The organism is uncultured Muribaculum sp., assembly GCF_910583865.1.
Lineage (GTDB): Bacteria > Bacteroidota > Bacteroidia > Bacteroidales > Muribaculaceae > Muribaculum.
In genome coordinates, this window is sequence record NZ_CAJTYX010000032.1 from 1 (window position 1) to 13,449 (window position 13,449).

Annotated in this window: 6 protein-coding genes; all 6 read left to right on the plus strand. The window is 53.6% G+C overall.

Features of this window, described 5'->3' with window-relative positions; genetic code table 11:
- Positions 1–256 precede the first annotated feature (256 nt).
- The 6 genes from uvrB (at position 257) to QZ303_RS07910 (ending at position 13,423) form a co-directional block, all read left to right on the plus strand.
- The gene (uvrB, locus tag QZ303_RS07885) at positions 257–2,347 is read left to right on the plus strand and encodes an excinuclease ABC subunit UvrB (RefSeq protein ID WP_295731424.1); all 2,091 of its coding nucleotides are present in this window, start codon (positions 257–259) and stop codon (positions 2,345–2,347) included.
- 10 nt (positions 2,348–2,357) lie between these two features.
- Positions 2,358–4,265 (plus strand): YgiQ family radical SAM protein, encoded by a 1,908-nt coding sequence (locus QZ303_RS07890; protein ID WP_295731426.1) that lies wholly within the window; start codon positions 2,358–2,360, stop codon positions 4,263–4,265.
- 102 nt (positions 4,266–4,367) lie between these two features.
- Positions 4,368–6,548: a glycoside hydrolase family 3 C-terminal domain-containing protein gene (locus tag QZ303_RS07895; protein WP_295731457.1), complete on the plus strand. Its 2,181-nt coding sequence runs from the start codon at positions 4,368–4,370 to the stop codon at positions 6,546–6,548.
- 250 nt (positions 6,549–6,798) lie between these two features.
- The gene (locus QZ303_RS07900; RefSeq protein WP_295731428.1) at positions 6,799–9,786 is read left to right on the plus strand and encodes a PEP/pyruvate-binding domain-containing protein; all 2,988 of its coding nucleotides are present in this window, start codon (positions 6,799–6,801) and stop codon (positions 9,784–9,786) included.
- Between the two features lie 14 nt (positions 9,787–9,800).
- Complete coding sequence (locus QZ303_RS07905) at positions 9,801–11,162, plus strand: hypothetical protein (protein ID WP_295731430.1); 1,362 nt, start codon at positions 9,801–9,803, stop codon at positions 11,160–11,162.
- Between the two features lie 59 nt (positions 11,163–11,221).
- Positions 11,222–13,423 (plus strand): DPP IV N-terminal domain-containing protein, encoded by a 2,202-nt coding sequence (locus QZ303_RS07910; protein ID WP_295731432.1) that lies wholly within the window; start codon positions 11,222–11,224, stop codon positions 13,421–13,423.
- Positions 13,424–13,449 lie beyond the last annotated feature (26 nt).

Here is a 13,449-nt window from a genome sequence, read left to right on the forward strand (position 1 = left end):
TAAACCGACGTAGGATACAATCCTACCACGAGTTCGAATCTCGTCCTCTCCGCACTTGATGAAAACTAAACCAGTTTACACTACACTGAGTGTGGACTGGTTTTGTTGTATTTGGCTGAAAGTGCGTATATTGGGTCGGAACGCCGATAGGTGCTGACCATACGCGGACAAGCGGAGTTTTAGCCGTATGATATGGTGATACGGCCTAATTTGTGCATATTTTGTTATAGCAAATAAAACACTCGGAGCAAACAAGATGGATTTCAAGATAAAATCGGAATATAAGCCTACGGGCGATCAGCCGGAGGCGATCAGGCAGCTTGTGGAGGGCCTGCGGGACGGCGTGCCTGCACAGACACTTCTGGGTGTCACCGGTTCGGGAAAGACTTTTACTATGGCCAATGTGATAGCGCAGGTCAACCGCCCGACGCTCCTGCTCAGCCATAACAAGACCCTTGCGGCACAGCTTTATGGCGAGATGAAGCAGTTTTTTCCCGACAATGCCGTGGAGTATTTCGTAAGCTACTATGATTACTATCAGCCGGAGGCATATATTCCGTCCTCGGATAAATATATCGAGAAGGATCTGATGATCAATGACGAGATCGACAAACTGCGTCTTGCCACTACGTCGGCGTTGCTTTCCGGGCGCAAGGATGTGATAGTTGTCTCGTCGGTGTCCTGTCTATACGGTATCGGTAACCCCGACGACTTCAACGCGTCGGTGATAGAGATAAAAACGGGGCAGAAGATTGCGCGCAACGTGTTCCTGCGCAAACTTGTCGATGCCTTGTATTCGCGCAACGAGCTTGACCTCGGGCGTGGAAATTTCCGCGTTAAAGGCGACACCGTGGATATCCGTCTCGCCTATGAGGAAATAACACTGAGGGTGATATTCTGGGGCGATGAGATTGAGTCCATACAGACGATCCACGCCGAGTCCGGTGCGTCGCTCGGCAAGCATGACTGTTTCAAGATTTTCCCTGCAAATATCTTTGTGACGTCGCGTGAGAGGGTGGGGCAGGCTATCGCGAAGATGGAACTTGACCTCGGCGAGCAGGTGGAATTCTTCAAGCAAGAAGCAAAAGAACTTGAAGCGGCGCGCCTGTATGAACGTACCACTTACGACATAGAGATGATACGCGAGATAGGACATTGCAGCGGCATAGAGAATTATTCCCGCTATTTCGACGGACGAGAGCCGGGCATGCGTCCGTTCTGCCTCCTTGACTATTTTCCTAAGGATTTCCTTACCATCATCGACGAGAGCCATGTCACCATACCGCAGATACGTGCCATGTATGGCGGAGATGTCTCGCGCAAGATGAATCTGGTTGAGTATGGATTCCGCCTTCCTGCGGCGCTCGACAACCGTCCGTTGAAGTTCAATGAGTTCGAGGAGCTGACGAAGCAGACCGTCTATGTGTCGGCAACGCCGTCGGACTACGAGCTTGAGAAGAGCGACGGCGTAATCGTGGAACAGCTGATCCGTCCTACCGGACTGCTTGATCCGGTCATCGACGTGCGTCCGAGCCTCAACCAGATAGACGACCTTATGGAGGAGATACAGCTCCGTGTAGAGCGAGGGGAGCGTGTACTGGTGACCACACTGACCAAACGCATGGCTGAGGAGTTGAATGAGTTCATGCTCAGGATGCGTGTGAAGGCCGCATATATCCATAGCGATGTTGACACCCTGGACCGAATACGCATACTCGATGACTTGCGGGTGGGTATCTACGACGTGCTTATCGGAGTGAATCTGCTACGTGAGGGCCTTGACCTTCCCGAAGTCTCGCTTGTCGCGATTCTGGATGCCGACAAGGAGGGTTTCCTGCGCAGCCACAGGTCGCTGACCCAGACGGTGGGCCGTGCCGCCCGCAACCTCAACGGTACGGTCATAATGTATGCCGACAAGATAACGGACTCCATGCGGCTCACTATCGAGGAGACGGAGCGTCGACGTTCCATCCAGCTTGCCTATAACGAGGAGCATGGCATAACCCCGCAGGCTATCGTCAAGGCGCGCCAGGCAATCATCGGAATCGACGAGGAGGAATCTTCCGCAACCACCGATCAGGACAAGCGCCGGTCCGCTGCCGGTAAGGGGCGCTCTTCCGACAAGCCTGCAAAGAAAGTGCCCTATATACAAGAATATACGCATAAGGTCGATATTGCAGCCGACCCGGTGGTGCCTTACATGAACCGTGCCGAGCTTGAACGCTCCATCACGCGACTGCGATCCGAGATGGTCGCTGCCGCCAAGGCCATGGACTTCATGGAGGCTGCACGCATGCGCGACGAGATACTACAGATGGAGGAACATCTGGCAAAACTTTCTGAATAGACTGCAAACAATGGAAAGACCATCATACATTGACCCACGGCTTTGGCTTCCTACCTCTGTAAAGGAGGTCGAGGCGCTCGGGTGGGACGAACTCGACGTGATTCTTTTTTCGGGTGATGCGTATGTCGACCATCCGTCATTCGGAGCGGCTGTAATCGGGCGTGTCCTTCAGGCTCATGGCTTGAAAGTGGCCATCGTGCCTCAGCCCAACTGGCGCGACGACCTGCGTGATTTCCGCAAGCTTGGCAGGCCGCGCCTGTTCTTCGGTATATCGCCCGGAGCCATGGATTCCATGGTCAACCATTATACCGCCGCACGCCGGCGTCGCAGTGATGACGCATATACCCCCGACGGCCGTCACGGCATGCGTCCCGATTATCCTACGATTGTCTACTCCCGCGCGTTGCGTACGTTGTTTCCAGATGTCCCGATCGTGGCCGGAGGCATAGAGGCATCGCTGCGGCGTGTCAGCCACTATGACTACTGGGAGGATCGTCTGCGTCCGTCCATCATGGCGGACGCTCCGGTAGACATGATTCTCTACGGAATGGGTGAACTTAGTGTGGTGCAGCTTGCCGACCGACTTGCCTCCGGCGAGAAGATAGGCGACATCACCGACCTGCCTCAGAGTGTCACCCTCCGTCCCATAGCCGAAATGCCGGCGCAGGATGCCGAGAATATCGTCCTCAATTCTTTCGAGGCATGTCTGCGCGACAAACGCAAGCAATCTGCCAATTTCAAGCATGTGGAGCAGCAGAGCAACCGTATGCACGCCGCCACTATCTGGCAACCCCATGGCGACAAGGTGGTACGCATCAATCCGATGTATCCCCCGATGACTACCGCGCAGATCGATGCCTCGTTCGACCTGCCGTACACGCGTCTGCCGCATCCCCGTTATCGCGGCAAGACCATACCGGCCTGGGAGATGATAAAGCATTCCGTCAACCTCCATCGGGGATGTTTCGGCGGGTGTGCGTTCTGCACCATATCGGCTCATCAGGGCAAGTTTATCGCCTCGCGCAGCAAGGAATCTATACTCCGCGAGGTGAAGCAGATAACGCGCATGTCCGATTTCAAAGGCTATATCTCCGATCTCGGCGGTCCGTCAGCCAACATGTACCGGATGGGAGGACGAGACATATCCGTGTGCGAGCGGTGTATGCGTCCGTCGTGCCTTCATCCAAAGCCGTGCCCGAATCTCGACAACGACCACGGGCCGTTGCTCGACATCTACCATGCCGTAGATGCCCTGCCTGGCGTGAAGAAATCGTTCATCGGGAGCGGCGTACGCTACGACCTTTCGATGCATCCATCCGGAAATGAGCGCGTCGACCGCACCAACCGCCGCTACAACGAGGAGCTGATACGCGACCATGTTTCCGGACGCCTGAAGGTGGCTCCGGAGCATACGTGCGACAATGTGCTGCAGGTGATGCGGAAGCCGTCGTTCAGTCAGTTCTATGAGTTCAAGAAAATATTCGACCGGGTTAACCGCACATGCGGGCTGCGGCAGCAGCTTATACCGTATTTCATCTCCTCGCATCCCGGATGCCATGAAATCGACATGGCGCAGCTTGCCGCCGAGACACGCGATCTGGACATGCATCTTGAACAGGTGCAGGACTTCACTCCGACTCCGATGACCGTGGCTACGGAGATATATTATTCCGGATATCATCCTTACACGGGCGAGAAGGTTTATTGTGCCGTCTCTCCAGAGGAGAAGCTTGCCCAGCGGCAATATTTCTTCTGGTATGACCGCACTTACCGTCCGGGCATAATCTCCTCGCTGCGCCGTATCCATCGTCCGGATCTCATACGCCGTCTTTTCCCCGGCTATAATCCGCACCTTGACTCTTCGCCTGTAGATAGACGTGATGGTCGCTACGTACGTAATCGCAGGAATCGAATTTGATACACACTCTTAGTATTAACCTTATAATCAAGATATATGAGTTTTAAGACAACAGTAGCAACCTTATGTGCTTTTGGAGCTTTGGCGCTCTCGGCAGGAGATATGCCGGTTTACATGGATAGTTCGCAACCTTTGGAAGCGCGGGTGCAGGATGCGCTCGGGCGGTTGACTATTGAGGAGAAGGTCGCGCTCATACATGCCCAGTCTAAGTTCAGCTCCCCGGGCGTGGCACGTCTGGGCATACCGGAACTGTGGTGTACCGACGGGCCTCACGGCATTCGTCCGGAAGTGTTCTGGGATGAATGGTCGCAGGCCGGATGGACCAACGACTCGTGTACGGCGTTTCCGGCGCTTACCTGTCTGGCAGCGACATGGAATCCAGATATGTCGGCACTATATGGAAAGAGCATAGGGGAGGAGGCCCATTACCGTGAAAAGGACGTGCTGCTCGGCCCCGGAGTTAATATCTACCGTACGCCGCTCAACGGACGCAACTTCGAGTATATGGGCGAGGATCCTTATCTGGCATCTGTCATGGTCGTTCCATATATCAAAGGTGTTCAGTCCAACGGGGTAGCCACATGCGTGAAACATTATGCCTTGAACAATCAGGAGCAGCGCCGCCATACTACCGATGTCGACCTGAGCGACCGCGCCCTTTATGAAATATATCTCCCCGCCTTTAAGGCTGCCGTGCAGGATGGCGGCACATGGTCGATCATGAGTTCCTACAATCTCTATAAGGGACGTCACGTATGCCAGAATCCGCGTCTGCTGAAAGACATACTTCGTGATGAATGGGGATTCGATGGAGCTGTGATTTCCGACTGGGGTGGTGTGCATGACACTGAGCAGGCTATTGACGGTGGCCTTGATCTCGAATTCGGCTCCTGGACCAACGGGCTTTCCGAAGGAAAGAAGAGGGCTTATGACAGCTATCATCTCGCAGATCCTTATCTCGCTTTGATACGGCAGGGAAAGGTGGACACCAAGGAACTTGATGCAAAGGCGTCCAATGTGCTCCGGTTGATATTCCGCACGGCGATGAATCAGTCAAAGCCGTTCGGATCGATGAATTCCCCCGAACATCTTGCTGCCGCACGACGCATAGGAGGTGAAGGCATAGTCCTGCTCAAGAATGAGGGCGGTATCCTTCCGCTCGATGTCAATGGCAAGAAAAAAATCGCCGTGATTGGTGAGAACGCTATCAAGCCGATGACTGTAGGCGGAGGCAGTTCGTCGTTGAAAGCCAGGCATGAGGTATCGCCTCTTGAGGGTATGAAGAAGCGGTTTGGCAATGATGTGGAGATTGTCTATGCGCGCGGATATGCCGGTGAACAGCGTAAGGAGCATGACGGCATGAAGTTGCTTGACCTGACAGACAGCCGCACACCGGAGGAGCTTATAGCGGAGGCCGTCGATGTGGCCCGTGATGCCGACTATGTTGTTTTCTTCGGAGGTCTGAACAAAAATCCACACCAGGACTGCGAGGATTCCGATCGTGAGGGTCTCGGGTTGCCTTACGGGCAGGACGCCGTTATAGTGGCTCTTGCCAAGGCCAACAAGAATCTTGTTGTGGTCAACATATCCGGCAATGCCGTCGCGATGCCATGGGTAAAGGATGTCCCCGCCATCGTGCAGGGTTGGTTTATAGGGTCGGAAGCCGGCAATGCCATTGCCGACGTGTTGTCGGGCGACGTTAATCCATCAGGTAAGCTGCCGTTTACATTTCCGGCGCGGTTGGAGGATGTAGGGGCGCATGCCATAGGCGAATATCCGGGCAACAAGGACGCTTTGGCTGCCTCGAAGCAATGGGGAGATACGATCCCGGAATACTATCACGACGATATTTACGTTGGCTACCGCTATGCCGATAAGGCAAAGACCACTCCGCTTTTCCCGTTCGGACATGGACTGAGCTACACTACATTCCACTACGGCAATATCGATCTTGACCGCAAGCCGATTTCCCCCGACGGACGCTTGCGCCTCACCGTGCCCGTCACCAACACCGGCAACCGTACCGGTGCCGAGACCGTGCAGCTTTACATATCCGATGAGAAATCATCGCTTCCGCGTCCACTGAAAGAGTTGAAAGGATTCAAAAAAGTGGTTCTACGGCCCGGTGAGACTAAGGTGGTGGTGTTTGACATCGACTGCTCCGCGCTGCGCTACTACGACGACCGCATCCATGAATGGGTATGTGAACCCGGTAAATTCACCGCTCTTGTGGGCGCTTCCTCCCGCGACATACGCGGCAAAGCCGACTTCAAGGTGGAATGATGCAGGTGAATCGCTTGGCATGGATTTAACGGTTGTTTCTAACAACCTCTTGACTGCAAGTGTCCGGATGCTGACAGTATCCGGACACTTGTCTGCTTTCGGCTTATAGCGTAGGGTGGATTATCGCATTCCAAAATACGGTTCAATATATATTGGCTCTTTTTTCGTTGGGAAAAGGATTGGCGGCAAACGCCACAAATGTTAACTTTGTATCGGAATTGTCGCTCACATGTGATAGTCCCAAAAGAAGATGAACGAGGAAAGTCTCAGTCAATTATATCTGAAGGATACGGCGTTTCAGAATCTGATGCAACGGCGTATCTTCAATGTGTTGCTCGTTGCGTCGCCTTACGATGCCTTCATGATGGAGGAGGACGGGAGAGTGGAGGAGCAACTTTATTTCGAGTACGTGGCCCTGAACCTTAGTTCGCCGCCGCGCGTCACCCGTGTCTCGCGTCCTTCCGAGGCTCTTGACCTGCTTGCCGTAAAGCATTTCGATCTCATCATAATGATGCCTGGCATAGACCTCAGTGAGACTTTCGAAGGTGCGAAGAGCATAAAGACCGTCAGTCCGGACATTCCGATCGTGGTACTCACCCCATTCAGCAAGGAAGTGTCGCGACGTCTCTCGAACGAGGATTTTGCAGGGGTGGACTATGTATTTTCATGGCTTGGCAATGTGGATCTGCTCCTTGCCATCATCAAGCTATTGGAGGACAAGATGAACTCCGACAACGACATCAACGAGGTGGGTGTGCAGATGATACTTCTCGTCGAGGATTCCGTGCGTTTCTACTCCTCGGTGCTCCCCACGTTGTATAAGTTCCTTCTCAAGCAGTCGCTTATCTTCTCTACGGAGGCCCTGAACGAGCATGAGCAGATGTTGCGCATGCGTGGACGCCCAAAGGTTATGCTTGCCCGCGATTACGAGGAAGCCGTCGAGCTTTATGAGCGTTACGGCAACCATATGCTCGGGGTGATCAGCGACGTGTCGTTCAAGCGCGAGGGCGAGAAGGATAATAGCGCCGGACTGAAGCTGGCGCGATACTTGCGCGAGCGCGACCCCTACCTACCCATCATAATTGAGTCGAGCGAGGAGGAGAACCGCTTGAAGGTAAAAGATTTCGGCGGACAGTTTATCGACAAGAACTCGAAGAAATTTCCCGTGGATCTTGGCAACGCCATCATGCGCGACTTCGGATTCGGCGATTTCATAATCCGGGATCCGGAGACCGGTAACGAAATCCTCCGCATACATGACCTGAAGGATCTTCAGCATCACATATTCGACATACCCGCCAACTCGTTGTTCTACCATGCGAGCTACAACGATATATCCCGATGGCTCTATTCCCGTGCATTGTTCCCTATCGCTGAGGTCATAAAGGGGCATCGTTTCAAGAGCATAGAGGAAGCACCTGCCGTGCGGCAGCTCTTCTTCGACCTTATTGTAAAGTACAGGAAGATGAAAAACCGTGGCGTGGTGGCAATATTCCGCAAGGACCGTTTTGACCATTATTCCAATTTTGCCCGTATCGGGCAGGGGTCTCTCGGCGGCAAAGGGCGCGGTCTGGCATTCATCGACTCCATAATCAAGAAAAATCCCGTATGCGACAATTTCGACGGGGTGACTCTCACCATACCTCGCACGGTGGTCATATGCACCGACATATTCGATGAGTTCATGGAGAGCAACAACCTATACCCGATAGCGTTGTCCGACCGTCCCGACGAAGAGATTCTTCGTGCCTTCCTCCAGGGCAGGCTTCCGGAGCGTCTCATAGAGGACTTCTTCGCGCTATTCGAGGTGGTCGATAAGCCGCTGGCCATACGTTCGTCGTCGCTTCTGGAGGACAGCCACTACCAGCCTTTCGCCGGTATCTATTCGACCTATATGATTCCGCACGTTGAGGATCGCTATGAGATGCTTGCCATGCTGTCGGATGCCATAAAGAGCGTCTATGCCTCGGTGTTCTATGCCGACTCAAAGGCCTACATGGTGGCCACGCAGAATGTCATCGACCAGGAGAAGATGGCTGTTATCATACAGGAGGTGGTAGGCCGCAGGGTGGGGGACTATTACTTCCCCTCATTCTCCGGAGTAGGTCGTTCACTCAATTACTATCCTATCAACGACGAGGAGCCGGAGGACGGCGTTGTGGAGACTGCAGTCGGGTTGGGGAAATATATTGTCGATGGCGGTCTGAGCCTGCGCTTCTCCCCGCGCCATCCCGACAAGGTGTTGCAGACATCGGAGCTGACATTGGCCCTGCGAGATACCCAGACCCGTTTTTATGCTCTTGATATGCGCGAGCAGCTTATCTCCGACTTCAAGGTTGATGATGGGTTCAATATCGCGCGTCTGCGCATACAGGATGTGACCCGCTCCGGAGCATTGCGTTACATGGTGTCCACCTACGATCCCTACGACCAGGTGATACGCGACTGTGACGAAGGCGACGGACGTCGTGTGGTCACTTTTGCCAACATACTCCAGCACAAGGTATATCCTTTGGCCGAGATTACCGATTTCATGCTCTCGAAAGGTTCCGAGGAGATGGGTCGTCCGGTTGAGATTGAGTTTGCCGGAGTGGTGGATGTAAGCGATACTTCCAAAGGCACATTGTATTGGCTTCAGATACGTCCGATTGTCGAGCGCAAGGAGATTGTCGATGAAAGTATCCTGGGGTTGCCCGACAACGCCTTGATATTGCGCAGCGACGCTGCTCTCGGCCATGGCACCATCGACAATGTGAGCACTATCGTCTATGTGAAGCCTCAGAATTTCAATTCGGCAAATAATTCGCTAATAGCTCGTGAAATTGAGAAAATAAATCGTAACTTTACGGAGCGTAACGAAGGCTACGTGCTCATCGGCCCCGGACGCTGGGGGTCGAGCGACACCGCCCTGGGTATCCCCGTAAAGTGGCCGCACATATCGTCGGCGCGTCTTATCGTGGAGTCGTCGCTCTCCAGCTATCGTATAGAGCCGAGCCAAGGCACCCACTTTTTCCAGAATCTCACGTCGTTCGGGGTAGGTTACTTCACGATCAACCCCTCCGGCAACGAAGGATTCTACGATGTGGATTATCTCGACTCCATGCCGGCGGAGTATGACAGCCAGTTTGTGCGCATCGTGCGCTTTGCCACCCCTCTTGTGATCGGAATAAACGGACGAAAGGGGCACGGGGTAGTGGTACGTCCCGAAGGCGGCGCGCATGCAGATGCAACCAACTAACACAACACCATGCAATGGCTATGAACTCATTTCTGCGCGCCTTGGGATTCAGGTCGCACGACGAAGATCTCGACGACCTGTCGGATTGTCCCTCCGCGCTCCCTATACAGCAGCCGTCAAGAACGGCATCTACGGAGCAGTCCTCTGGGTCAGACAACACAAACGATTGCAGTGAAGGGAGCTGCGACAAGGATGTCTCATCGGATGTGTGCAATCAGCAAGTCGTGGAGAACGATTCAGAGGATTCCGCTACGGCTTTTCCGTTGACCATATTTGATTCCCTGCTTGAGGTGTTCAACGAGGCGCAGCCGGAATTCATCCGTAAATGTCTCGATGTCGATGCGCAGCGCCGCTATCTCTATGATTGCGTTGATGCCTCGTTTCGCGACTATATAGGGCGCATCAGGGAGGATGCACTGCGTAGGGCCTATAGTGACCGCGACGCCGAACATCGTCGGATGACTCTGGAAATCGACAATCTCCGGGCTCAAATTAAGGAAAAAGGAAAGACTTCCGACGACCTTAAGGCGCTTAAGGCAAGCGCTGACAGGCAGAAACGCACGTTCAATGAGCGCATACGTGACCTTGAGCAGCAGCTTGCTGCCGCAATGGCCGACAAGGAACAGTATGACCTTGAAGTGAAAAGCTTGATGAACAAAATCAAGGTGCAGCAACTGCAGCAATCCGACGTGCAGGAACTCGAGGAACTGCGTACACGTCTTGCCGAGGCCAACAAGCAGATTACCGCCATGAATGCGGCCAATGCAATGCGTGAGAGTACCGACGAGGCTTACCGCCGTGAGAGCGAGAAGTTGCGTGCCCGTATAGATGAATTGACGGCGCAGCTTGACAGCGTGAAGAAAGAGGCTGCCGATACCGTCTGCGACGGTGATGAGCGTATGGGCGAGATCACACGCCTGACCAACCGTCTTGCTGAAGCTGAGGCCACGATGAAAGCCGCTGAAGAACGTCTTGTGGCCGCTGAGAAACATTCACGCGAACTACAGTCGCGTCTTGATGAGGCCGAGAGTCGTCTGGCAGAGGTATCCGATGTGTCCGTTGTCTCTGACGCGCCGTTTCCTGCGGTCGAGACCGGTGCTCCATCATCCGTCCAGGAAAATAATCCTCAGGAGGCTGATGTCGCAAAAGCAGTCGTGGCTGACGTCCCAAAAAAACGGCGTGGCCGTCCCAAAAGGAGTGTGCCGCGCATATCGGCAATAGATGAGTCGATGGATTCCACCCAATGGCTCGTGGCAACTCCTCCCGAAGGCGCAAATCTGAAAGTGACATCACCTTCTGATTCTGATTTCGGTTATCAGGAGCCTCCACGGAAGCCTCAGCCCCCAGAAAACGATGCCCAGATGCTTCTCTTCTGATAATAAGATTTAAATTACGGGTTAACCGCCCTCTGTTCGATACGACAAAGATTACCATAATGACAACAAGGATATTATTACCGGTCACTTTGCTCTGCTCCTCATTCATGCCGTGTGCCACGGAGGCCGATGCCGCCGTTAAAAGCGCCGACATCGCTCCATATGTCTACCCTTTGAACGCTCCCGAAGCTCCTGCCGCCATGGCATTCGGCATCGACGGTAAAACCTATACGGCCCTTGCCGACGATGGGCGACGCCTCGTTCGCTATGACATACGTACCGGCAAGGAGATTGCCACCGTAATAGACGTCAAGAGCACCCGCGATAATACCATTTCACGCATCGCAGGCTACACTTTCAGCCCCGATGAGAGGTATGTGCTCGTTTATGCCGAGAAGGAGCCTGTCTATCGCCGTTCGTTTACGGCACAATATTTCATCTATGAAGTGCTACACAATGTGCTGTCCCCGCTGTCGGAAAAACATCCCCGTCAGCGTGCACCGCAATGGTCGCCCGACGGCCGTATGGTGGCTTTCGTTGCCGACGGAAATATTTATATCTCAAAGCTTGACTATCTGACGGAAGTGGCCGTAACCACCGACGGTTCACGTAACAACATCATTAACGGTGTTCCCGACTGGAGCTACGAAGAGGAGTTTGACACGACATGCTCCATGGCATGGGCGCCTGACAATTCCACGCTGTGCTATCTGAAGTACGACGAGACTGCCGTGCCGCTCTACACGTTCCCGCTCTATCAGGGCACATGCGACCCGCGAGACGAATATGCACTTTACCCCGGCAGCTACTCATATAAATATCCAGTGGCGGGGGAGAAGAACGTGTCGGTTTCGTTACATAGCTACGATGTCGATCTGCGCAAGACAAAGACCGTCGATTTCGCCGATCGTCGCATTGAATACATCCCGCGCATCGAGTATGCTCCCGAAGGCGACCGTCTGATGGTGGCCACTCTCAACCGTGCACAGAACCGCATGGAGATATACTCTGTGAATCCGAAATCTACCGTGTCGAAGTCTGTATATGTCGACGAGTCGCGCACCGGATGGATCGATCCTATCGCATATGAAGGTATGAAACTCCTTTCCGACGGATTCGTGGTGATGTCGGAGCGCACGGGTTTCAACCATCTATATAAATATTCCTATGCCGGCGCGCAGCAACGTCAGATTACATCCGGCGACTATGATGTTACCGCCTATTACGGTTACGATCCAAAATCCGGCATACACTACTATCAGGCTGCATCGACCTCTCCATTGAGCCGCGTGGTGAGCCGAATCGACGCAAAGGGGCGTGTGACTAATATTTCTCCCGAGAACGGCACGGCATCGGCTCTGTTCACACCTTTGATGGATTTATGCGTGCTCAACTACAGCAATGTCACGGCTGCTCCGGTCTACACCATTGCCAATCCCTCGAACGGAAAGACGGTGCGTACACTCGTCGACAACAAGGCATACATGTCACGCTATCCGGCTTTACCCCGTAAGGAATTCTTTACAATGAATTCCGACGGAAATACTCTCAACGGCTATATCCTCAAGCCTGCCGATTTCAACTCTTCACGCCGCTATCCGGTAATCATGTATCAATACAGTGGTCCCGGCTCGCAGGAGGTGCTCGACCGGTGGCGTATGGACTGGGACTATTTCTTCACTACCCGGGGCTATGTCATCATATGTGTGGACGGTCGTGGCACCGGCGGTCGTGGCACCGCGTTCAAGCATTCGGTATATCGCTGTCTCGGTCAGTATGAGACTGTCGACCAGATCAATGCCGCCCGCTATGCTGCATCGCTCCCATTTGTCGATTCTGACCGTATAGGCATATTCGGGTGGAGCTATGGAGGTTATGAGGCTCTTATGGCAGCTTCAGCAAAGGACGCGCCATATAAGGCTGTGGTGGCTGTGGCTCCGGTGACCTCATGGCGCTATTACGACACCATCTATGCCGAGCGCTACATGCTTACACCGGCTGAAAATCCTGAGGGCTACGACCTCGGAGCGCCTATAAACCGCACCGCATCGCTTTGCGGCGACCTGCTCATGATGCACGGTACAGCCGACGATAATGTACACTTGATGAACACTTTGCAGTATGTCTCCGTGCTTGAGTCGCAGGGATCCGTTTGCGACATGCTCCTTTTCCCCAATATGAACCATTCGATTTACGGATGCGGTGCAAGGGCGGTTGTGTATTTGAAGATGCTTCAACATTTTGACCGCTCTATGCGTTAGGAGAATTATGAGAAAGAATCATCTAT

What these genes read in the sequence shown, in the direction of transcription:
- QZ303_RS07890 (WP_295731426.1), top strand. Translation starts at nt 2,358, where the DNA reads ATGGAAAGACCATCATACATTGACCCACGGCTTTGGCTTCCTACCTCT.
- QZ303_RS07910 (WP_295731432.1), top strand. Translation starts at nt 11,222, where the DNA reads ATGACAACAAGGATATTATTACCGGTCACTTTGCTCTGCTCCTCATTC.
- uvrB (WP_295731424.1), top strand. Translation starts at nt 257, where the DNA reads ATGGATTTCAAGATAAAATCGGAATATAAGCCTACGGGCGATCAGCCG.
- QZ303_RS07905 (WP_295731430.1), top strand. Translation starts at nt 9,801, where the DNA reads ATGGCTATGAACTCATTTCTGCGCGCCTTGGGATTCAGGTCGCACGAC.
- QZ303_RS07895 (WP_295731457.1), top strand. Translation starts at nt 4,368, where the DNA reads ATGCCGGTTTACATGGATAGTTCGCAACCTTTGGAAGCGCGGGTGCAG.
- QZ303_RS07900 (WP_295731428.1), top strand. Translation starts at nt 6,799, where the DNA reads ATGAACGAGGAAAGTCTCAGTCAATTATATCTGAAGGATACGGCGTTT.